This is a genomic window from Corynebacterium tuscaniense DNF00037 (assembly GCF_000759055.1).
GTDB lineage: Bacteria > Actinomycetota > Actinomycetes > Mycobacteriales > Mycobacteriaceae > Corynebacterium > Corynebacterium tuscaniense.
The window spans coordinates 12,510-34,918 of the sequence record NZ_JRNG01000011.1 but is presented as its reverse complement, the minus strand read 5'-3'; the positions used below and the strand labels follow the sequence as shown (position 1 = coordinate 34,918).

General features: G+C 59.1%; 18 protein-coding genes. 10 read left to right on the top strand and 8 right to left on the bottom strand.

Annotated elements, in window-relative coordinates; genetic code table 11:
• Nucleotides 1-119: 119 nt before the first annotated feature.
• From HMPREF2129_RS03295 to HMPREF2129_RS03275, 5 genes are all read right to left on the bottom strand, one after another.
• Entirely contained in the window at nucleotides 120-1,409 is a 1,290-nt protein-coding gene (locus HMPREF2129_RS03295; RefSeq protein ID WP_034663094.1) for a Dyp-type peroxidase, read from the bottom strand.
• 26 nt (nucleotides 1,410-1,435) lie between these two features.
• On the bottom strand, nucleotides 1,436-2,065 hold the full coding sequence (locus HMPREF2129_RS03290; RefSeq protein ID WP_052092636.1) for a copper chaperone PCu(A)C: 630 nt from the start codon (nucleotides 2,063-2,065) through the stop codon (nucleotides 1,436-1,438).
• Nucleotides 2,066-2,139: 74 nt separating this feature from the next.
• Nucleotides 2,140-4,146, bottom strand: a complete 2,007-nt coding sequence (locus HMPREF2129_RS03285; RefSeq protein ID WP_052092632.1) for a prolyl oligopeptidase family serine peptidase — start codon at nucleotides 4,144-4,146, stop codon at nucleotides 2,140-2,142.
• Nucleotides 4,147-4,322: 176 nt separating this feature from the next.
• A complete protein-coding gene (locus tag HMPREF2129_RS03280) occupies nucleotides 4,323-5,471 on the bottom strand; it encodes an alpha/beta hydrolase (protein WP_034663091.1) in 1,149 nt (382 codons plus the stop codon).
• Between the two features lie 492 nt (nucleotides 5,472-5,963).
• Entirely contained in the window at nucleotides 5,964-7,379 is a 1,416-nt protein-coding gene (locus HMPREF2129_RS03275) for an alpha/beta hydrolase (protein WP_052092629.1), read from the bottom strand.
• A gap of 156 nt (nucleotides 7,380-7,535) precedes the next feature.
• On the opposite strand from HMPREF2129_RS03275, the gene lpdA reads away from it, so the two are divergent.
• From lpdA to HMPREF2129_RS10565, 9 genes are all read left to right on the top strand, one after another.
• Complete coding sequence (gene lpdA, locus HMPREF2129_RS03270) at nucleotides 7,536-8,948, top strand: dihydrolipoyl dehydrogenase (protein WP_198021517.1); 1,413 nt, start codon at nucleotides 7,536-7,538, stop codon at nucleotides 8,946-8,948.
• A 151-nt stretch (nucleotides 8,949-9,099) separates the two neighbouring features.
• Nucleotides 9,100-10,767, top strand: a complete 1,668-nt coding sequence (locus HMPREF2129_RS11305; protein ID WP_052092626.1) for a DUF4352 domain-containing protein — start codon at nucleotides 9,100-9,102, stop codon at nucleotides 10,765-10,767.
• Between the two features lie 442 nt (nucleotides 10,768-11,209).
• Nucleotides 11,210-11,968: a succinate dehydrogenase cytochrome b subunit gene (locus tag HMPREF2129_RS03260; protein WP_034663087.1), complete on the top strand. Its 759-nt coding sequence runs from the start codon at nucleotides 11,210-11,212 to the stop codon at nucleotides 11,966-11,968.
• Between the two features lie 20 nt (nucleotides 11,969-11,988).
• Nucleotides 11,989-14,010, top strand: coding sequence for a fumarate reductase/succinate dehydrogenase flavoprotein subunit (locus HMPREF2129_RS03255; RefSeq protein WP_034663085.1), 2,022 nt, complete (start codon nucleotides 11,989-11,991; stop codon nucleotides 14,008-14,010).
• On the top strand, nucleotides 14,010-14,759 hold the full coding sequence (locus tag HMPREF2129_RS03250; protein WP_034663082.1) for a succinate dehydrogenase/fumarate reductase iron-sulfur subunit: 750 nt from the start codon (nucleotides 14,010-14,012) through the stop codon (nucleotides 14,757-14,759). Before HMPREF2129_RS03255 ends, HMPREF2129_RS03250 begins: the two co-directional genes overlap by 1 nt.
• A gap of 30 nt (nucleotides 14,760-14,789) precedes the next feature.
• A complete protein-coding gene (locus HMPREF2129_RS03245) occupies nucleotides 14,790-15,167 on the top strand; it encodes a hypothetical protein (RefSeq protein ID WP_034663079.1) in 378 nt (125 codons plus the stop codon).
• A gap of 86 nt (nucleotides 15,168-15,253) precedes the next feature.
• Nucleotides 15,254-16,576: a DUF445 domain-containing protein gene (locus HMPREF2129_RS03240; protein ID WP_034663077.1), complete on the top strand. Its 1,323-nt coding sequence runs from the start codon at nucleotides 15,254-15,256 to the stop codon at nucleotides 16,574-16,576.
• Between the two features lie 67 nt (nucleotides 16,577-16,643).
• Nucleotides 16,644-16,967, top strand: a complete 324-nt coding sequence (locus HMPREF2129_RS03235) for a DUF2516 family protein (protein ID WP_373277193.1) — start codon at nucleotides 16,644-16,646, stop codon at nucleotides 16,965-16,967.
• Between the two features lie 6 nt (nucleotides 16,968-16,973).
• Complete coding sequence (locus tag HMPREF2129_RS10565; RefSeq protein ID WP_052092622.1) at nucleotides 16,974-17,540, top strand: hypothetical protein; 567 nt, start codon at nucleotides 16,974-16,976, stop codon at nucleotides 17,538-17,540.
• Here HMPREF2129_RS10565 and HMPREF2129_RS03225 read toward each other — a convergent pair.
• Nucleotides 17,521-18,297 carry an LmeA family phospholipid-binding protein gene (locus HMPREF2129_RS03225; protein ID WP_034663074.1) on the bottom strand — a complete coding sequence of 259 codons (777 nt, stop codon included), beginning with the start codon at nucleotides 18,295-18,297 and terminating at the stop codon, nucleotides 17,521-17,523. The two genes, HMPREF2129_RS10565 and HMPREF2129_RS03225, sit on opposite strands and share 20 nt — an antisense overlap.
• A gap of 105 nt (nucleotides 18,298-18,402) precedes the next feature.
• Nucleotides 18,403-18,894, bottom strand: coding sequence for a DUF2505 domain-containing protein (locus HMPREF2129_RS03220; protein ID WP_034663178.1), 492 nt, complete (start codon nucleotides 18,892-18,894; stop codon nucleotides 18,403-18,405).
• On the opposite strand from HMPREF2129_RS03220, the gene HMPREF2129_RS03215 reads away from it, so the two are divergent.
• The gene (locus HMPREF2129_RS03215; protein WP_084576500.1) at nucleotides 18,883-19,989 is read left to right on the top strand and encodes a UDP-N-acetylmuramate dehydrogenase; all 1,107 of its coding nucleotides are present in this window, start codon (nucleotides 18,883-18,885) and stop codon (nucleotides 19,987-19,989) included. The genes HMPREF2129_RS03220 and HMPREF2129_RS03215 overlap by 12 nt on opposite strands.
• Nucleotides 19,990-20,161: 172 nt before the next feature.
• Here HMPREF2129_RS03215 and HMPREF2129_RS03210 read toward each other — a convergent pair whose 3' ends face one another.
• On the bottom strand, nucleotides 20,162-21,952 hold the full coding sequence (locus tag HMPREF2129_RS03210) for a long-chain-fatty-acid--CoA ligase (RefSeq protein WP_084576492.1): 1,791 nt from the start codon (nucleotides 21,950-21,952) through the stop codon (nucleotides 20,162-20,164).
• Nucleotides 21,953-22,409 lie beyond the last annotated feature (457 nt).

Below are 22,409 nucleotides of genomic sequence, written 5' to 3'. Positions count from 1 at the left end.
CCGTTTTTTAAACTCCCAGGTCACAGTGATCCGGTTTGTGGGCGACCCGCGGGGAGATGCAAATCCTTCACCGGGGCAGAGGGCCTCGCCGGCCCCGACCTAAGTCCACGCCGGCCCCGCTAGGCCTCAAACAGATCCTGGCCCCAGTACTCGCCCTCTTTAGTGCCGTGCGGCACCGCAAACACCGCGGAACCGATGTGGGTGATCCACTCGTTGAGGCGGTCTGCTTCGGCGAGACGTTTTTGGATGGGGTCAAACTGTTTTAGGGGGTTCTTTTGGAAGCAGATGAAAATCTGTCCAGCATTGGATGTGCCACGCGTGTCTGGTCCTGGTGGCATGTCGAAGTTGTAGGGGCGACGGTAGATCCGCTCAGAACGGTCGGTGGAAAAAGCGCGCGCCATGTGGGAATTTGGGTCGATGACTGGCAGGCCGTACTCATCGAGGGCGTCAAAATCGGGTTGATCGAATTCGTCTGTGCCAGTCAGTGGGGCACCGGTTTCGATTGTTCTGCCCATGGCAACTTCGCGGGATGCGCGGTCAAGAATGTCCCATTCATCCATCAGCATGGCTATGCGTCGAACCACCATGGCGGTGCCACCGTGGAGCCATTTGGGGCCTTCGTTGATCCACACGATGTCGTCGAACTCATCCAGGGCTGGGTTGGCGGTGCCGTCGAGCTGTCCGAAAAGATTGCGCGGGGTGGTGCCAGCCTCGACGGATCCGCGGGCGTGCAGGAATCCGTCTTGGATCCATGCGACGTCGACGTAGGTGCGCGCAGTCTTGGTCATGAATCGCGAGGCGTGCGACAAGGTGAAGCGGTCATCGGAACAAAGTTGGAGGCAGATGTCTCCGCCGTTCCAGGCGTCAACGAGTTCGTCGCGTGAGTATTTAGGCAGGTCCCCGAGCCAGTCCGGGGCTTGATCGGCGAGCCCAATTTTGTCCAGCAAGCTACGTCCGTAACCAACCGTGATGGTTAGGTTCGCAGTTGATTCGAGGTTTTCGGGTTCCAAGTCAGCGAGACCGGCTACGCCGCTGCACATGCGGCGTGCGTCATCGGTCCACAGGCGCATCAATCGGATAACGTCATCGCGGTTGGTTTTGCTGTCTTTGAGATTGAACGCGATGAGTTTGATGAAGGATTGTTCGGGCGTGGAAATGCCCGCTTGGTGGGCGCCATCGAAAGGCACCCGGGATTCAGCAAGAAAGTCATTGCCGCCAGGCTCCTCTGTTCCTTGACCTGGCCATTTTTCGCTTGTCTGCTCCCCCTCAGCGCACCCCCCAAGCCCCATCACCGTGAGACCGGCTACACCTGCTGCACCGGCAGTACCTGCTCCACGGAGAAATTGGCGGCGGGTGGCTCTGGTTGGCTGCTGTTTCGCGTTCTCTGGTTGGTGTTGCGGGTCAGGCATGGCGGGTGGCGCTGCTCCTTTGGGGTTTAGTGGCCGGCGTGGTCGCCGTGGTCCATGTTGTCCATGTCCCCAGCGTAGTTTTCTTCACCGGAGGGCTGTTCCCGCACGGGGATCTCGGTGGTGATGGTGGAACCGTTGTCCAGCTTGAGCTCGACGGTCAGACTATCACCGGCCGGGATGGCGCCGGGGTAGTTCATGATCATCAGATGGTCGCCGCCTGGAACCAGGTCGTAGGTGCCACCGGCCGGGATGGTGAAGCCGCCTTCCTTTTCGCGCATCATGCCGTCCACGGTTTCGTGGAGTTCGGTGCTTGCGCCCTCGAGGGTTGGGGAGGAGAAGGAAACTACGTTGATGTCTTTGTCGGACATGTTTTTGAACTGGCCGAAGCAAGCGGTCATGTCAGCGTGCTCCATGTCCTTGTCGGTCATGTGCTCGTGTGCCTCTGTGTCATCCACAGCGGCCTTGGCGCGGCAGTAGCCGTCAACAAGTTGGATAGCTGCTGCGCTGTTGTCAGCCTCAACGGCACTGGTGCTTTCCACGGCGGAGGTGGTGGCGCTGGTGTCAACTGAGTCGCCGTCGTTAGAGCAGGCAGCCAGGCCGAGGGAACCGGCGCAGAGGGCCGCGGCCAGAACAATGGACTTCTTTGAGTTCAGCATCGTAGTGATCCTTCTGTCGGTTGAACGATGTGTGGGATTAGTCGCGTTAAGAATCCGAAAAGTTCCCGAAAAATTTACCTTACCCCCAACTTTTTATTGATCCATTGGTAGATGAGTGTTTCTACCCGCGCGACCTGCTGGTTGTCGGCGGCACCGGCATGGCCGCCGGCGGTGTTTTCAAAGTAGTCCACTGGTTGCCCTGCCTTGGCTAGCGCAAGGGCAAAGGTGCGTGCGTGAGCTGGGTGAACGCGGTCGTCGCGGGTGGAGGTAGTGACTAGAGCAGGGGGATAGGAAACACCGGCAGTGACGTTCTGCAGGGGTGACCATGCCTCAATCGCCGCGCGCTCCTCGGGGTTGTCTGGGTCGCCGTATTCGGCCATCCAGGACGCGCCGGCGGAAAGGGTGTGGTAGCGCAGCATGTCCGTAAGGGGCACCTGGATGACAGCGGCACCAAAAAGCTCCGGGTACTGGACCAGGGCGCCGGAGGTGAGAAGCCCACCGTTGGAACCACCCCGGATGGCCAGCAGAGAAGGGGCGCTGTATCCCCTGGCCACAATGTCTTCGAGGACGGCGCGGTGGTCCTCCCACACTTTGTGCCGGTTGGTTTTTACTACTTGGGAGTGCCATTGCGGACCGAACTCGCCGCCACCGCGCAGGTTGGGTTGCACGTAGAAATTGCCCTGTTCCAGCCATGCCATGCCGCGGAGGGCGGAGTACCCCGGGGTCAAGGAGACTTCGAATCCTCCGTACCCGCCGACGAGGGTGGGGCGTTGTCCACGGGTGAAATCGCCGGTGATGAAGTAGGGGATTTTGGTTCCATCAGTCGAGGTGGCCCAGTGTTGGCGGGTTTCTAGGCTTGAAGCATCAAATTGGGCTGGCGCTTGGCGCACCACCTGACCATTGCGCAGCAGTGTCGACGGAGTGGTGAAGTTGGATACGTTGATCCACACCTCCTCACCATGCACCGGATCCAACGGGCTGGTAGCTACCACCGACGCAGTGGCGGCGTCCGGCAGTGCCACCTCCGAACGCGACCATGTTCCCAGTTCGAAGCTGGAAATACGCGTCACCACATTGTCCAAGGTGGTCACTAGGAGGTGGGTGGAGGTGATGGAAAGGTCGTTGATGGGGGCGTCGTCGATAAGCGTTCGAATCTTCCTGTCACCCGCAAGGAACGCGTCGAGCTGAATGACCCCCAGCGCCCCGGCGGGCAGGCCCGCGAATGGGGTGCGGGGGACGAGGAAAAGCCATTGTTTGTGCGGGACAACCGTGCAATCGGTGGGCGCGTCGATGAGTGTCATGCGCCCAGTCGCGTCACCCACGAATGTCAACGAGGTATAAAAATCCAGCGCGCGTGTGAATGTCACGCGCTCAAAACCGGGGGTATGGTCCACCTGCGCGCCCACAGCAACATCGTCGCGTTCACCTCGGAAAATCACCGGCGCGCTGGCCAAATCCGTGCCACGTTCCCAGCGCCTCACCTCGACCGGGTAGCCGGAGTCCGTCACAGAATTCGCGCCCAGGTCCGTGCCTACGAGCAGCGTGTTCAGATCCACCCAGCTCACATCGGATTTCGCCTCAGGCAGTGTGAACCCGTCGATGAACTCGCGGCTCGTCAGATCAAATTCGCGCACGACCACCGCGTCCGCCCCGCCGCGCGAGAGCCGCAACAGTGCGCGATCATGGTGCAGTGGGCGCACGGTCGCGCCTTTCCACACCCAGTCCGCATCTTCAGTGCGCGCAAGCTTATCGACGTCCACGAGCACCTCCCACCGCTCCCCACCAGCGAGATAGTCTTCCGTGGTGGTGCGACGCCACACCCCACGGGGATGGTCACGGTCACGCCAGAAGTTGTACAGGTGCTCCCCACGGCGGGTGACGTAGGGGATCTTGGCTTGAGTGTCCAATGCCTCACGCATCCGCTGTTCCAACTCAGCTGTGCCCGGTTGGGTGCGGACGGCTTCCTCGGTGGCGTCTGACCATGCGGTAGCCCACCTCAGGGCTTCCGGGCCGGAGATATCGTCCAGCAGCTCAGGGGCAATGGTGAGGTCAGGGGTGAACTGTTCGGGGTGGTCGCTCATGCCCCCACACTAACCACGTGCTCGAAACAGCGAAAAGCCCCTGCCTGGCAGCTTGGGCTGCCAGGCAGGGGGATAGTTTGAGCTGCCAGGCAGGGGGGATAGTTTGGGTTGCCAGGCAGGGGGGATAGTTTGGGCTGCCAGGAAGGGGGTAGGGGGATTGGGGCTTTGAAGCCCTATTACATCTTGAAGGCTGGCTTAATAGTCTTCTCCCAAGAGTTCTCCAGATCCTTGCGCCAGTCCGGCCAGGAGTGGGTGCCCACGTTGCGGAACTCGTAGTGTGCCGGAATATTGAGCTTTGTCAGCTTGGCACGCAGGTCATGGTTGCAGGAGTTGATCGCGGCTTCAATGACACCACCTTCAACCTGCAGGGTCATAGCGGCAGCGGAAGCCTCAGCCTGGGTAGCGCCCTTGCCCATAAGGGTGCCCATCATGTCGTTTTCGGAGGCAAGCCCCGTAGCAGTGGAGACATACAGTGCGGTGCCGCGCAGCTTATCCGCATTGACCAGTGCATCATTCCAGCGGTTGTACTCGCCGCCCATCGGCCCCCACATCTGCTCCGGGGTGACGTTCTGATAATTCGCACCAGCAGCGCCTGCGCCACGGTTGACGGTCAGGCGAGCAAAGTTGTACGGAGCCATAGTGGATGTTGCGGCACAGCCAGAGAAGGAAGCCGCAGCGTCATAGAAGCCCGGGATCTTGGTGGGCAGCACCAGTGCGGAGGTGCCGGACATGGAGAAACCAACGATTGCGCGACGGCTGTCCGCACCCAATTTCTTCTCAATCGGGCCCGGTAGCTCCTTGGTCAGGAACGTTTCCCACTTCTGTGGGCCACGGAAGTACTGCGCTTTTGGGGTATTCAACCAGTCGGTGTAGTAGGAAAACGCGCCCTCCATCGGGATGACCACGTTCACGCCCTTATCAGCAAAGAACTTTTGGGTGTTTGCGTAGGTCAGCCAATCATTGTTCTGCTCTGCGCCACCGGCACCGTTGAGCAGATAGATCGTGGGGGCGTTCTGCACCGCCTGGCCATCCTTATTGCGTGCCGGGATAACTGCAACTGGGATGTCGCGTCCCATGGACGGGGAGGTGACCCAGTAGGCCTGCACCTTTTTACCATCAACTTCGGCAACCCACTCGGCTGTCTTGCCGGTGGAGATGGCCTTGGGGGCCTCGTTGGCGTCCCAGTTCTTCACGGTGCCTAGTGCGGCGTCGCCGGCTGCTTGCTCGGCGGTGACGGATGCGGCATTCGCTGGGGTGGTAACTGTGGCGCCACATGCGATTGCGGATGCTGCCGCGATAGCGAGGGCGGAGCGGAAAAGCTTCATGGTGTTCCTTTGCTGCTTCGGGTTCACCCACTCTATTCGCTTCGGTGGCGGCGGGTGTTACCGAGAGATAATTTAAGATCGCACTTGACTTTAACTGTGCAACCCCTGACCGACAAGCGATAAAAACCATTAATGTGACTCAAGTGAATCATGTTATTGTGAAAACCGACTGTAACGACACCATGGCCTTTTACGAATAATGGCGTGAAGGTTTATTAAAAGCTCGTCCCACTGAGCGTCGAAAAACCCCACTACTCAAGAAAAAGGACAATAACAATGCACCTGAACCCCATCGAGCAGATCCAGCTTACAATCAACGAGTTCCTGGGTGGCCTGGCCCACGGAGCGTCCTCGATGTCCTCAGGCATCGCCCTGGCACTGGGCATGTTCTAAAACACGCGCTCTGCAGAGAACTGCAGATGAAAAACGGCCTTCCCCGCAGTTGCAATGAGACCGCGAGGAAGGCCGATTTTTCTGCTTAGCTCGGAGCTGCTAGCTGGAGTTATCAGCATCCCAGGACGAAGAGTCTGGCAGGCTTTCTCGGTCCGCCACGAAGTTGCTGCCCAGCAGGGCGGGCCCGATCACGGTTTCCCAAGAGCGAAGCATGTCGTCCCGCCACACGGGCCACGAGTGGGTACCAGTGTTCTTGAACTCAAAATGAGCCGGAATGCTCAAGCTGTTTAATTTTGCGCGCAGATCATGAGTGCATGCGTTGGTTGCTGCCTCGATGACGCCACCTTCGATGGTGGTGGTCATCGAACCGTTAATGGCATCCAAAGGGCTTTGTTTGCGCGCATTGCGGCGGTAGCTGTACATATCCTCTTCTGCAGCTAAACCGGACGCGTTGGAGATGTACAGTGCAGAACCTTTGAGCTTCTCCGCATTCACCAGGGCGTCGTTGTAGCGGTTGTAGGGGCTGCCCATCGGACCCCAGATGTCGGCCGGGGTGATGGAACCGTAGTTTGGGTTTGTGGCGGCCCGGTTCACAGTCAGTGAAGCAAACGCCCAGGGCAATGAAGTGGACGTAGCGGCGCAGCCAGAGAAAGAACCAACGGCGTGGTATTCACCCGGGTAGTGCTCCGCCAGGAGGAGCGAAGATGTGGCGGACATAGACATGCCAACAACGCCACGTTTAGTGGTGTCGGCGTCCAAGTAGGTCTCCACCGGCTCGCGCAGTTCGCGGCCCAAGAAAGTGGTCCACCTCTGTGCGCCCTTGAAGTAGTCGGACTTAGTGGCCAACTGATCACCACCAGCGAGCCAGTCCACGTAATAGGAGAAGGCGCCCTCCATGGGGATCACCACGTTGACACCTTTGCCGGGGAAGTAGGTATGGGCCTTGCCAGCGTTAATCCAGTCAGCGTTCTGTTCAGCGCCACCGGCACCATTGAGCATGTACAACGTCGGCGCGTTAGGGATGCGTGTCTTCTTATCCGGACCAGTGGCCGGGATGATGGCTACTGGAATCCAACGGTTCATGGATTCGGACCAGACTTCCCAGGCTTCCACCTGGGAGTCTTTCCCTGTTGTGGTGGCAAACCACGCTTGCGCCCCACCACCTGCCGTGTGCGGCGGAGCGGTCAGCTTACGCAGCTGCCCTGCCACTGGGGATTTCGCAGCGTGGTCAGGCTGGTTTTGGGCCGCCTGGATAATGTCGGCGGGAATGTCAGCCTCAGGGACATCCACTTCGGGAACAATCTCGGCGGGCAGATCGACAGGATCTATTGCCGGGGCAGGATCATCCTGCTCGGTCGCGGCCTCGGATTCACTGCCGGTATCGGGGGTGGTAGGGGTGACCTCAGTGACGTCGCCAAGCGGTGCGAACACTGGCGTTGAATCGGCGGCCGCGAATGAGCCTGCAATGAGTGCGCCTGCGGTGGCGGTAACCAGCATGGGGCGAGACAGCTTCATGGGGGTCCTTCTTGGATGGCGGGACAACTTTGTACATCATGCCAAACCGCTGAAGGAGTTGTGAATATGAGGCAAAGACCCCTATTTGGGCGCGATAAAACGGTACAGGGAAACCTGTCCGAGCGTTTAGGCGCAAGCGCACGTATCCTAGTGGGCGTGACTAATGAACATTATGACGTTGTAGTACTCGGCGCGGGCCCTGGTGGCTACGTCGCCGCTATCCGTGCGGCTCAACTGGGCAAGAAGGTTGCGGTCGTAGAGAAGCAGTATTGGGGTGGCGTTTGCTTGAATGTCGGCTGCATCCCATCCAAGTCCCTCATTAAAAACGCTGAGGTCGCGCACATCTTCAACCATGAGGCTAAGACCTTTGGCATTAAGGGTGAGGTGTCCTTTGACTATGAGGACGCGCACAAGCGTTCCCGCCAGGTCTCGGAGAAGATCGTGGGCGGCGTCCACTACCTGATGAAGAAGAACAAGATCACGGAGATCCATGGTCTGGGGTCCTTTAAGGACGCTAAGACGATTGAGATCACTGAGGGCGATGACAAGGGGAAGGAAATCTCCTTTGATAACTGCATCATCGCTACCGGTTCTGTGGTGAAGACCCTCCCGGGCGTTGAGCTGTCTGAGAACGTGGTGTCTTACGAGGAGCAGATCCTCAATCCGAAGGCCCCAGAAAAAATGGTTATTGTCGGTGCCGGCGCGATTGGCATGGAGTTTGCGTACGTGCTGTCCAACTACGGTGTGGACGTCACTGTCGTGGAATTCATGGACCGTGTTCTGCCGAATGAGGAAAAGGACGTTTCCCGCGAGATTGCTAAGGCGTACAAGAAGCTTGGTGTGAAGCTCCTGGCGGGCCACGCAACCACGGCTGTGCGCGATAACGGTGACTCCGTCGAGGTTGATATTCAAAAGAAGGGCTCCGAGGAGACTGAGACCCTGACCGTGGACCGCGTCATGGTTGCTGTTGGTTTCCAGCCACGCACGGAAGGCTACGGCCTGGAAAACACGGGTGTGGAGCTCACCGAGCGCGGTGCGATCGCTGTGGATGAGCGCATGCGCACTAACGTCGAAGGCATTTACGCCATCGGCGATGTGACGGCGAAGCTGCAGCTTGCTCACGTGGCTGAGGCTATGGGCATCGTCGCTGCGGAGACCATCGCGGACGCAGAGACTATGGAGCTCGGCGATTACCAGATGATGCCACGCGCAACATTCTGCAACCCACAGGTCGCATCCATGGGTTACACCGAGGAGCAGGCACGCGAGAAGTTCCCGGACAAGGACATCAAGGTTGCTACTTTCCCGTTCTCCGCGAACGGCAAGGCACTCGGCCTGGCTGAGTCCCAGGGCTTCGGCAAGCTCATCGTTGATGGTGAGTTCGGGGAGATCCTCGGCTGCCACCTCGTTGGAGCCAATGTTTCGGAGCTCCTCCCGGAGATTAACCTCGCTCAGCGCTTCGACCTTACCGCGGGCGAAATTGCACGTAACGTGCACATTCACCCGACATTGTCTGAGGTGCTTAAGGAGATTGCGCACGGCGTCGAAGGTCACATGATCAACCTCTAAGCACTTGCTTATCGACGTTTGGTAGGCCCCAAACTCCACCATCCCAGGTAGAGTTTGGGGATTTTTCAGCACCTATTCAGCTAAACGGTCTAATGGACGGTAAGGTTAGCGATGTTCTTTACCGTACGAACCGAGCAAGAAGGGTCAAAGCGTGTCTACGAATAACCCCAACGGTGGCCCCACCTCAGGCCCGAATGATCCGAAGGATCCAGTGGATCCCAAGGACCCGAAGAATGGCAATGACCCTCAAACCGGATCGTCCGGCACGAGCGAGTACACGCCTTCGAAGTATTCCAGCGGTGCGGGTGGCACCAGCAGCACTGATAGTACCGACGGTGCCAGCAAGCCTGGTAACTCAAGCGGTACTTCTGGATACTCAAGCTCCCCGTATGTCCACACGCCGTCTTCGTCGGACTCGACCCCCACGACGTCCCTCGGCGAGACCAAGCAGTCCGGCAAGTTGGATTCGGCTGGAATGTCGGGCCAGCCCGATAAGCCAGCCTCATCCGCACAGCAGGATCAGGCAGCATATCCGGGACAGCCTGGTCAGTCAACGCATTCGGGTCAGTTCGGTCCGACTACTGGTTCCCCTTTCGGTGGGCAGCAAAATGGCCGGCCACAACCCGGCGGACCGCAGTCAGGTTCCACCTACGGTGCTTCCAGCTCCGGTGCGCAGGGTGCTCAGAACCGACCCACCATACCGGGTGGCGTGAACGCAACCCGCGAATTCGGTGCGCCACAATCGGCGTATGCACAAGGAGGTCAGCGGCCAGGCTTCCAGGGCGGACCTCAGGGTGGACCACAAGCTGGTCCGCAGGGCTTCCCACAAGGTGGTCCGGCGGGCCCCGGCCCCCAGGGCGGTTACGGCTCGCAGTACGCGGGTAGCCCATACGGTGCGCCGGGGCAGCCTGGGCAGCCTGGGCAGCCGGGGCAGCCTGGGCAGCCTGGGCAGCACAGCCTCTACGGCGGCGCTGGTTACCAGAACCCGTACCCGGGTATGCCACAACAGGCGAATGGGGATAAGCCGAATGTCGCGGGCATTATCGCTTTGATCCTCGCAGTTTTCGGTTTCATTCTCGCCTGCATTCCGGTTATTCAGGTCATCGGCTGGTTCGTGCTGTTTGTGGCATTCGTGCTGGGTATTGTTGGCTTGGTCATTCAGTCCAAATCGAAGGCGCCGGCCATTGCGGCGATTGTCACCTCGGTTATAGGTGGCATCGTAGGAACGATTGTGTCCCTGGGAATTCTCGGCGCCACACTGGGCCCGGATGACCCTAAGCCGACTCCCACTCAGCCAAGTGCTACGAAGAGCACCAAGGCTCCCGCTTCCACAGCGAGCTCAGCAGCAAAGCCGTCGACCGAAAAGAAGCCGGCTCCGAGTGGTGACCACAAGGGCACCCGCGAAGATCCGTACGCATTGGGGACCTCGTTTGAGAGTGGTGACTGGGTACTCACAGTGAACTCGGTGGATTTGGACGCGCACGGCAAGGTTATGGCGGAGAACGAATTCAACGATGATCCGGGCCCAGACAAAGAGTACATCTTGATCAATGTGACGATGGAGTACACGGGCGGCAATCCGGAAGGCGAGAGCGAGTTCCTGGATATTGAATATGTCGCTGAAGACGGCAACACCTACACGTGGACGGACTACACCACAGTTGTTCCGGATGACCTGGAGATGTACAAGACTTTGTACAAGGGTGGCAAGGAGACCGGCAACATCGGTATCGCAGTTCCGAAGGACGCGAAGGACCGTGGTGTCCTGTCCGTTCGCGCGGGCTTCGAAGGCAGCAAGACCTTTGTAGCTGTGAAATAGAAGCTCGATATTGCGCCCCCGGCTCCATCATGGAATCGGGGGCATTATTGTGAAAGCATCAACGACAGGCGGTTTTAGACCGTCTTGCAGGGGTAATTCACTTAGGTTCATCTAACCAACCAAAGGTTGACGCCCTTCGGGGTGAGCCTGGTGGGGGTGACCGAAAATAGGGGTTGAAAGTGGGAAACTTCACACCTCCGGATGGGGGCAGTGAGGCAAGTGGTGTCAGACTTGCCGGGTGGGAGAGAAACGACAGCGCAATGGGGGTAATTGCGGGGGAATTTGTAGAGGGGTAGGGGAGCGTCGAAAAGCGACGGCGATGAGAAGAGCGAGAAACGGGGCAAAAAGTGGTGAGAAGCGGGGGTAATCGCGGGAAACTAACCTGTTCGACTCGTGGGAAACCTCAGAGAAACCGTAGAGTTAAATCGACACTGGAGGTGCCATGACTGTAAAAAACGCAGATCGTGACGCAATTCGTCACGGCAAAATTACTGAGGAGCCGCTGCGTGAGCGGCCCGGAGTGCCTACCTGGGCGCTCAAGCTCATCATGGCCGTGACCGGCCTGTTCTTCTTCTTGTTCGTCATCGGCCACATGGTCGGTAACCTCAAGATCTTCATGCCGGACCACGGCGCGCAGCCGGCTATCGATGAGTACGGTGAATTCCTACGCACGATGGGCCAGCCCCTTTTCCCAGGTGAGTCGCTGCTGTGGATCATCCGCATCGTGCTACTTACCTGCCTGGTGCTGCACGTGTGGGGTGCATTTGCCCTGCACGGTCGCTCTCGAAAGTCACGCGGTAAGTTCCGCCGTACCAACCTTATGGGTGGACTGCAGTCCACCGCTGCCCGCTGGATGCTGGTGACCGGCGTGATCCTGCTGCTGTTCATCATCTTCCACCTGTTGGATCTGACCATTGGTGAGGTTGTGGCCTCCGACAGCTTCGTCGCAGGCTCAATCAAGGCCAACATGATCGCCACATTCGATCCTGCTCGCTGGCCGGTCACCCTGTTCTACGTGGTGGCAATGCTCGCACTCTTCATGCACCTCACCCACGGTGTGTACCTGGCTGTGTCTGACCTGGGCTGGCTGGGCAAGCGAGGCCACGCGATCATGGTTGTCCTGGCCTACTGGATCCCCGCCATCGTTGTGATTGCCAACATTGCGATGCCACTGGCTATCGCATTCGGATTGGTGTCTTAGGAACTGCTGGAGGAACGTCAATGACTACTGCAACTAACCCGGCTACTGATGCCGGCAAGAAGGACTTCACTAACCCGCAGTCCAAGGCCAAGGGGGTAACTCCGGGCAGCATCCTGGAGAACAATGAGCCCAAGGGCATCCCGATGCGCGATATGTGGAGCTACCAGAAGGACCACATGGAGCTGGTCTCCCCGCTGAACCGTCGTAAGTTCACAGTCATCGTTGTTGGTACCGGCCTGTCCGGTGGTGCTGCAGCAGCCGCGCTCGGCGAGCTCGGCTACAACGTGAAGAACTTCACGTACCACGACGCTCCGCGCCGTGCGCACTCCATTGCTGCTCAGGGTGGCGTTAACTCCGCCCGCGGCAAGAAGGTGGATAACGACGGTGCGTACCGCCACACCAAGGACACCGTCAAGGGCGGTGACTACCGCTGCCGTGAGTCCGACTGCTGGCGCCTTGCTGTTGAGTCGGTCCGCGTGATCGACCACATGAACGCGATCGGTGCACCGTTCGCTCGTGAGTACGGTGGCACCCTGGCCACCCGTTCATTCGGTGGTGTGCAGGTCTCCCGTACCTACTACACCCGTGGACAAACAGGTCAGCAGCTCCAACTGTCCACGGCATCTGCGCTGCAGCGCCAGATCCACCTGGGCAACGTGGAGATCTTCACCCACAACGACCTCGTCGACTTCATCATCACTGAGAAGGACGGCAAGAAGCGGTGCCGTGGCATTGTCACCCGTAACCTGATCACGGGCGAACTCGTGCCGTTCACCGGCCACGCTGTGGTGCTGGCTACCGGTGGTTACGGCAACGTGTACCACAAGACCACGCTGGCGAAGAACTCCAATGCGTCTGCCATCATGCGTGCATACGAGCATGGTGCTTACCTTGCATCCCCGGCCTTTGTGCAATTCCACCCGACGGGTCTTCCGGTCAACGCTAAGTGGCAGGCCAAGACGACCCTGATGTCGGAGTCCCTGCGTAATGACGGCCGTATTTGGGTGCCAAAGAAGCAGGGCGACGATCGTCCGGCAAACGAGATTCCGGAAGAGGATCGTGACTACTTCTTGGAGCGCCGCTACCCGGCCTTCGGCAACCTGGTCCCGCGTGATGTTGCTTCCCGCGCTATCTCCCAGGAGATCAACGCTGGCCGCGGTGTTGGTGCGCTGCACAACGCTGCGTACCTGGACTTCGCAGACGCCATCGAGCGTCTGGGCAAGGACACCATCAAGGAGCGCTACTCGAACCTGTTCGAGATGTACTTCGACTCTGTTGGTGAGGACCCGTACGAGTCCCCGATGCTCATTGCGCCGACCGTCCACTTCACCATGGGTGGCCTGTGGACCGACTTCAATGAGATGACCTCCATCGACGGCCTGTTCGCCGCCGGTGAGTGCTCCTGGACCTACCACGGTGCAAACCGCCTGGGTGCAAACTCGCTGCTGTCCGCTTCCGTTGACGGCTGGTTCACCCTTCCGTTCACGGTTCCGAACTACCTCGCTGGTCACCTGAACGAGCAGCTGCTCGAGCTGGAGGCGCCTGAGGTTACCTCAGCTGTCGCCCGTGCCCAGGAACACATTGACCGTCTGATGAACATCAACGGCTCTGACCCGCACGGCCCGGACCACTACCACGAGCAGCTCGGCGCGATCCTCTACGAATCGTGCGGTGTTGCACGTAACGTGGAGCTCATGGAGAAGGGCCTCAAGGCTGTCCGCGAACTGCGCCGAGACTTCTGGGCAAACGTGAACATTCCGGGCGACGCAATGGACATGAATCAGACCCTGGAGAATGCCCTCCGTGTGGCGGACTACATTAACCTAGGTGAGCTCATGATCATTGATGCCCTGGACCGCGATGAGTCTTGTGGTGCGCACTACCGCGAAGACCACCTCTCCGAGGATGGTGAGGCAGAGCGTGATGATGAGAACTGGTGCTTCGTCTCCGCTTGGGAGCCCGCTGGTGAGGAGAAGTTTGTCCGCCACGCTGAGCCTCTGTACTTCGATTCGATCCCGCTGATGACAAGGAACTACAAGTAATGAAACTGACACTTGAGATCTGGCGTCAGGCCGGACCCGACGCTGAAGGATCCTTCGAGACCGTCCAGGTGGATGACGCTGTTGAACAGATGTCCATCCTGGAGCTGTTGGATCACGTGAACAATGCCCGCGTTGAGGAAGGTAAGGAGCCTTTCACCTTCGCCTCTGATTGCCGTGAGGGCATCTGTGGTACCTGCGGTCTGTCCGTGAATGGTCGCCCGCATGGTGCGGGCCAGAACATCACTGCCTGCCTGCAGCGCCTGTTCAACTACAAGGACGGCGACACGCTGAAGATTGAGCCGTTCCGCTCCGCTGCATTCCCGGTGATCAAGGACCTCACCGTGGACCGCTCCGCACTGGACCGTGTCATGCAGCAGGGTGGCTACGTCTCCATCCAGGCTGGTACCGCTCCGGATGCAGATACCCTGCACGTCAACCATGAGACTGCTGAGAAGGCACTCGACTTCGCTGCCTGCATCGGCTGTGGTGCTTGTGTGGCTGCCTGCCCGAACGGTGCTGCGCACCTGTTCACCGGTGCTAAGCTGAGCCACCTGAAGCTCCTGCCACTGGGCAAGGAGGAGCGCGGTAAACGTGCTCGCCAGATGGTTGATGAGTTGGAGACGAACTTCGGCCACTGCACCCTCTTCGGTGAGTGTGCAGATGTCTGCCCGGCTGGTATCCCGCTTGAGGCTGTCGGCGCTGTCAACCGTGAGCGTGCCCGCGCGGCATTCCGCGGTAAGGATGACTAGGGTTTGCCCTAGAGGAAGAGAGGAATTTCCATGAGTGGACACCACGGACCCGCACCTGTTGCGGATCGTTCCATTGAGACCTTCCCGGAGTACGGCCAGGCAATCCACGATAATTACATTGAGGGCTATGACCCGGTTTCGCTGGGTGCACCGCACTCTTCGTTGATGCGTAACTCGACCTGGGTTGGCATGGGCTTGATGCTTGCTTCGCTGGCTGGCATGGGCACGCTGATCTACGGCGCTGGAACTCACATCTGGGGCCATGGTGCTTCGGATGACATCACCAACACGCTTCTCATCGCTGGTGCGGTGATGACTGTGGTGATGGTGATTGGTTCGATTGTGCTGATCACGGTTGGTCGTAAGGACTACAAGGCGTACCGCAAGGAGACTGGTCGCCGTAACTAACGGAGCCACGGTAGCCTGAACAGGGAAACCTCCCACTTGACGTGTGTAAACGTGAGTGGGAGGCTTCTTTGCGCTTTAATCAATCTATGGCCAAAAAGTCCCTTGATCGTCCTTCCATCGCGTCGCAGGGGTCGGCGTTTCCAGGCGTTGACCCGGAGAAGGAAGCACAGCAACGTCGTGCGTTGCGGTTTTATAAGTCGTTGATGACGGGCTTGCTCGTTATTGCGGCGATCATCTTTGTGGTGTGTACGTGGTGGTTGGACCATGTGGATGGAACTGTTGCATGGTGGGTGGGGCTTGTGCGGGCAGGCGCTGAGGCTGGCATGGTTGGTGGGTTGGCGGATTGGTTTGCTGTGGCGGCGCTGTTCCGGCACCCGATGGGTCTTCCTATTCCCCATACGGCTTTGGTGCCGCGGAAGAAGGATCAGATTGGGGATTCTTTGTCGGAGTTTGTGGGGGAGAACTTTTTGAATGCGCAGTTGATCACGGAGAAGGTTTCTGAGGCGAATCTGCCGGAGAAAATTGGTGCGTGGTTGGCTCATCCGGAGAATGCGGGGAAGGTTTCGGATCGGGTCGGACGTTTTACGGCGAATGCTGTGGGGGCGATTGATCGAGCGGATGCAGAGGCGCTGATTAATCAGCAGGTGATTGGCCGGTTTACGGAGCCTGCGTGGGGTCCTCCGTTGGGGCGGATGCTGGACTCTTTGATTGAGGATGGCAAGGTTGAGCCGGTTGTGCAGGAGATCATTTCGTGGGGCCGCCGCAAGGTGGGGGAGATGGAGTCCGGGGTGGTCACCTTGATCGATGAGCGTATGCCGCGCTGGGCGCCGCGCTTTGCGAAGGAGCTCGTCGGGGAGCGTGTGTACCGCGAGTTGGTCGATTTTATGGCGGAGGTGGATACGGATCCGCGGCATGACGCTCGTCGTGCGATTCGTCGTTTGTTGTCGCAGTTTGCGCAGGATCTTCAGTTTGATGCGGCGATGATCACGCGGGTCGAGGGTCTGAAGCAGGACATTATGGGTTCGCGGGCCGCCGCGAATGTTGCGGGGGAGATGTGGGATGCGGTCTCGCAGTCGCTTATCGACGCCGCCGTCGACCCCTCCTCCCTCCTCCGTCGCCGCGTGGCGGAATTGGCTCAGGAGTGGGGTGAACGCATCAATACTGATGCGGAACTCCGGGAGAATTTGGACCGTCGGATTGAAGGTGCAGCGCGTTTCATCGCGGACCATTATGCGAATGACATTACGGCGATCATTTCGGAAACGGTGAAGCGCTGGGATGCTAAAGAGGCTTCGGAGAAGATTGAACTGATGGTGGGGAAGGATTTGCAGTTCATTCGTATGAACGGCACGATTGTCGGTTCGCTGGCCGGCATTGCCATTTACACGGTGAGCCACTTCCTGCTCTAAGCTCGAACGCAGTACCAAGTGTGAGACCTTTAGCCACTCCCGAATGTAGAAAGGGCTTGACCCCGCTATGACCTTGTTCCAGCTCTCGAATCTTCCGCTTGAGGCGTGGATCATGATTGCGCCGACGTTGCTGCGCCAGTTCGTCATGGCGCTCGTGGGTATCGCAGGCCTTGTGGGTGCGGGGATGGCGAGTGTCACGCGCGATGACGCTTTCACTGCGGCGGACCGTATGCAGAAGTGGGCGTGGACGGCCATCCTCGCGGGCAGTGGTATCGCCTGTTTGAGCGGTTTCGGTTTCCTTGGTCTGATTGGGTGCGTGTTCATCGGTATTTACTTCTTCGATGTGCGCCCGCAGATCAACAACATCTTGCGCGGTAATTACGGCTGGTAATCAGGCGTGGAGATTTCCGCAGAGGATGTAGCGTGGCTTTCGAAGCGTATTGGCGTCTTCGACCCCGGGGCGAAAGCGCCATCAGATAGCTTTATTGTGCAGGACCCCCAGGCAGGTATCGTCGTCGAACCCACTGGCGTGGCTAGCGCAGTAGCGCCGGTGATCGCACTGGTGGGGTGGCCAACGGGACGCCATCATAGCCTCATCAAGGCTGCGGAGGCACGCATGGCGGTGCAAGAGGGCGCAACGGAGATCTGGCTTGCGGTGGATCTGGATTTGCTCGCTACCGACACCAGCGCTGTGCTGGCGGACATCATCGCGGTGAGTCAAGTGGTGGATGAGCCGGCGCGGCTGGGGGTGGTGTGTACGGGGGACGTCGATAAGCAAAAAATTGAAGCTCTTGCACGCATCGCGGAACGCGCGGATGTAGCTGTCCTTGCAGTGGCTGCGGGCGTGGGGCTCCCAGATACGACCTCCGAGCTAGTGGTCTACGGCGTGAGCACACTTGAGGGGGCGGTGGATGCGCTTTACGCCGGCGCGAAGCGCGTGTTTGCTACACCTGCAGCTCGTTGAAGTGGACGTTTTCCCCGATGATGGTTACCGCAAAACCGCCATCAACCACATCAAAGCGTTCAATCTTCATGGTGCCAACTACCTGGTCATTCAGGCCACGCTTAAGCGCAACGCTGACGGCGTCTGAGAAGAAGTCAGGCAAAGTGCGGCCCAAAAGCTCGGTAGACACGGCCTCAAACACGGGCTGGCCATTCTGAATATTCGGGCGCAGCTCCACGGCAAAAGCACCGTTGGAAAAAGTGATGGTGAAGGTACTGTTATCCGGGTTTGCCTGGACGTTGGTGACGCTGAGAATCTGGGTGTAGCCGGGAAATGAATCGTCGCCGGACTCCTCCAGTGATGCACCGAGTTCGCGCTGAAGCATGTCGCGGACAACTGCTTGCGGCAAAATGGTGTGCACCTCCACGCGGTCGGCCCGGGGGTCATCGGGGTCAAGAATGAACCCAGTCGCGTTAATCTTCGCGGACGGAGTTCCCGCGATATAGGTGCTATCGGGGGTGAGTGTGGACGGGAGGTCCAGGTTAATGTGGTGGATTTTTCCGGTGGCCAGTCCGAATAAAACGGGTTGTGCGCCGAAGTAGACCTTGGGCTCACGCTCCACGGTCACGGACTCCGGCGCACTATCGAGGAAACTGGTTTTGATTTGCTGCGCGATGAACACTCGGAGGGATATTTCCGCAAGGAAGAACAACGCGACTAGCGCAGCAAGGATGCCAAGAAGAAACTTGAGGCCTCGGCGTGATTTCGTGCGCGTCATGAGACGATATTGTCCATCACACACTTGCCAGCACCACTAATGCCACCTGCAAACAACCTGTGAGGTTGCTGGTTGCTTGTGTGAAGTGGTGTGGCGAAGAGGGGATTAGAGGTTCTCGTTGATCCACTTCTCGGTGAGCTCGCCCTCTTGGTTAAACAGGTCACCTAGGGCCTCGCCGACCTTTGGTTCAATAGCCGGGCCCATGAAGGGAATGTTCACGGAAACCTCGTTGTCGTAGGTGAGCGTGGTGGTCTCACCAGAGCCAGTGAGCTTGATGGTGCCACCGAAGTCCACCGGGGTGCCCTTGACGTCAGCGGTGTAGGACACCTCGGCTGCCTCTCCCTCGAGTGTGCCGATGTTGACTACGCGCTTGACTTTGAGCGCCTGGGAAACCATAGATTGCACGGCCTCCGGCAGGAGCGTAGTGGGCAGAACCTCAAAGAGGGTGACGGAGGTGTCAGTGAATTCGTTGACCTCGCCTGGCTCGGGCGATAGGTTTGCGGCGATGAACTCCCAGTATGCGCGGGAGGAGTATGCCTCGTGCACCTTTGCTGCAGGTTGGTTGATGGTCACGGTGTTTTCGCTATGAGTTGCCATGCCAAACAGACTACCGTTGTTTGGGTGCATCAACATTCATCGACTCCACCGGCGGAGAAAATCGACGGCGTGCGTTTAGCGGACCTGACTACGTTGCGTGTGGGAGGTTCCCCGCGCCACGCGTATCGCGCCCGCACTTCTGAAGAGCTTGCGCGCACAGTGTCGCTTATCGACGCCGCCCGCACCCCCCTCCTCATCGTCGGCGGTGGCTCCAACCTCGTTGTAGCGGAGGGCGATCTTGATCTTGTTGTGGTGATCGCCGCCAATGACACTATTGAGGTGAATGCCGATGGTGTGCCGGGGCTTGTCCGTGCCGGCGCGGGTGCTGTGTGGGATGACGTTGTCGCCGCCACCGTGGAGGCGGGACTGTCCGGTATTGAAACCCTGTCTGGCATCCCCGGTTCCGCGGGTGCCACGCCGGTGCAGAACGTGGGTGCCTACGGTGCGGAAGTCTCCGACGTGCTCACCCGCGTTCACTTGTACAACCGCGAGACGGGCGTGACGGAGTGGGTTCCGGCCAGCTCCCTCGACCTGGCCTACCGTTATTCCAACCTGAAATTCACCGGTCGTGCTGCAGTCTTGGATGTCGAGATGCAGCTCACTCCCACCGGTTCGGAGGGCTTGTCCATCCCACTACGCCATCTGGACGGCGAGCGCCTTCCGCTTGTCGAGGCCCGCGAGGAAATCCTCCGCGTCCGCGCCTCCAAAGGCATGGTCCTCGATCCGGCGGACCATGACACATGGTCTGCCGGCTCCTTCTTCACTAACCCCGTCGTCTCGGTGGCTATCGCCGACGAAGTTGCCAGCAAGGATGGCGCGGACGCTGCCACCATGCCGCGCTACCCCCAGCCCGATGGGATGGTGAAGCTTTCTGCCGCCTGGATCATTGAGCGCGCTGGCTTCCCCCGGGGTTTCCCTGGTGCCGATGCCCCTGCTCGCCTGTCCACCAAGCACACCCTGGCGCTGACTAACCGCGGATCTGCTACCGCGGACGACATCGTTGCCCTAGCCCGCACCATCCGCGACGGAGTGCGTGACCATTTCGGGGTCACTTTGGTGCCTGAGCCGGTGTGGGTGGGGGTTGCCCTCGACTAGCTCGCGGGTAGGCCTTCGGGTTGGTTTGACTATGTGCCGCATCGCCCGTTCGCGTCCTGGACTTTTGGTGTGCGCACGGTGACATAGTCAAACCAGTGTCACAGCCAACGAAGACAGAGCCCCTTCCCGCAGCGTGTGAACGGGAAGAGGCTCAGTGGGGCAGAACTAGGAGCTAGTTGTTCTGCTTACCCTTCTCAATCTGCTCCTCAGTGGGTTCCTCCGGGGTGCCCGCAGCGTTCTCTCCGTCAGCTGCAGTTCCGGCGTTGAGGCGGTTGATCAGGGATTCCTGCACCTCACGGCGGCGGATCTTGCCAGTCATGTCGCGGTTGAGTTCCTCGAAGTGGTAGAAGGTGCGCGGCACCTTGTATGCGGTGAGGCGCTTACGTGCGTAGTCCTGCAGGCCCTTCGGGTCGAGGGCTGCACCTTCGGCGAGGGTGATACAGGCAACAACATCCTCGGAGCCATCATCGCGCGGGCGGCCTACGACGGCGATGTCTTCGATGTCACGGTGTTCACGCATGACGTTTTCCACCTCATCCGGGTAGACGTTGAAGCCGCCGGTGATGATCATCTCCTTGATGCGGGAGACCAGGCGGAGCCAGCCGTCCTCTTCCATGACGCCCATGTCGCCGGTGCGGAAGTAGCCGTCCACAAAAGCCTTCTCAGTGGCCTCCGGCTTGTTCAGATAGCCTTTCATCACCTGTGGTCCCTTGACCACGAGCTCACCAGGTTCGCCGTCCGGCATGAGTTCGGTTGGATTGTCGGGGTTGACAATGCGCACGAGGGTGTTTGGGAACGGGATGCCGATGTAGCCGGGGCGGCGGTTGCCGTCCATGGGGTTCGCAGTCACAATCGGTGAGGTCTCGGTCAGGCCGTAGCCCTCCACAAGGTTTCCGCCAGTGACTTTCTCCCATGCCTCAACAGTGGAAACTGGCAGGGTGGAAGCACCGGAGAAGGAGTTGCGGATGCTGTCTAGCGTGGTGCCGTTTTTGATGGCGGACTGGCTGATGCGCTGGTACAGGGTGGGCACGCCCGGCATCCAGGTGGGCGGGTTCTTCTTCATTGCATCCTGGATGAGGTCGGGCTCTGGTGCCGGCAGCAGGATGATTTCGCCGCCGACCATGATGCCCAAGCCGAGGTTGAGGGCGAGGCCATAGACGTGGAAGAGCGGCAGGACGGCGAAGATCTTCTCGTCCGTGCTGCCCAGGTCCTTCACCCACGCCTTACCGGCCTTCATCTGGTGGTTGAAGTTGCCGTGGGTAATCTGTGCGCCCTTTGGCTCACCGGTGGTGCCGGAGGTGTACAGGATCACGGCAGTGGTGTCTTGGTCAATGTCCGGGCGAGCAAGATCATGCCCTTCGCCACCAATGGCGGAGGACAGCAGCATCTCAAATGCGATGGTGTCTGGTGCCGGGCCGGATAGCTTGTTGCGGGATTCGCGCAGCTTCTTTACCGGAACGTACTTGAGGGCGAGCTCCATGTATTTTGGCATGGCTTTGGTCATGTCCACGGAGACGATGGTTTCCAGTGGGGTGTCCTTGCGCAGGCCAGCAAGGTTTCCGGCTGCCTTGTCCCACATGATGGCCACACGTGCGCCATGATCTTGGAACTGGCCGCGCAGCTCGTGTTCGGTGTAAAGCGGGTTGTGTGCAACAGCGGATGCGCCCAGCTTCAATACAGCGATGAAGGAGATAACAAACTGTGGACAGTTCGGCATGACCAGTGCGACGCGGTCGCCTGGGCGGACACCAAAGGCCTGGAGGCCAGCGGCACAGCTGCGAATCTGACGGTCAAGCTCGGCGTAGGTGGTGGTTTTGCCGAAGAAGTACAGAGCGCTCTTGTGGGATTTCTTGGCCAACGTTTCGTCGTAAATATCCAAGATGGTGTCATCGCCGAGTTCTACCTCCGGCGGTGTCCACTCTGCGTAGCTGGATAGCCAGGCTTTTTCTTCGAATGCCGACATTATTGTCTGCCCTCCACATTTGTTATGGATTGATTTACTTCCGTGGAGTATATATGTGATCTGCAAGCTATGGGGCCAAATATGTAATTTAAATCACGCAACCTTCGTCTGTTGTGCGTGTAACACCCACGCGCTAGGATGATGGGCCACAGCGGGCTGTAGAGGGCGCCGCGCATCTCCTAGGAGTGATTTTCCCGTGACGCACTCGCACGACCATTTTCAACGCAAGAACCGTGATCGGACTGCTGATCCGAGCGATCAAGGGTCGTATAGGCGGTTTGCCCATAACGGATTAGGGGAGTGGGTTCCAGAGGTCGAGTCCCCGCGTGGGGCGCAGACTGCTCCACGCCCGCAATCAGCGCGACCAGCACAGCCGACGCAATCCCCCCGAACAGTGGAATCGCCGAAGGTAGCGCAAGCGCCGAAATTAACGCAATCAGAGAAAGCGCCACGGTTA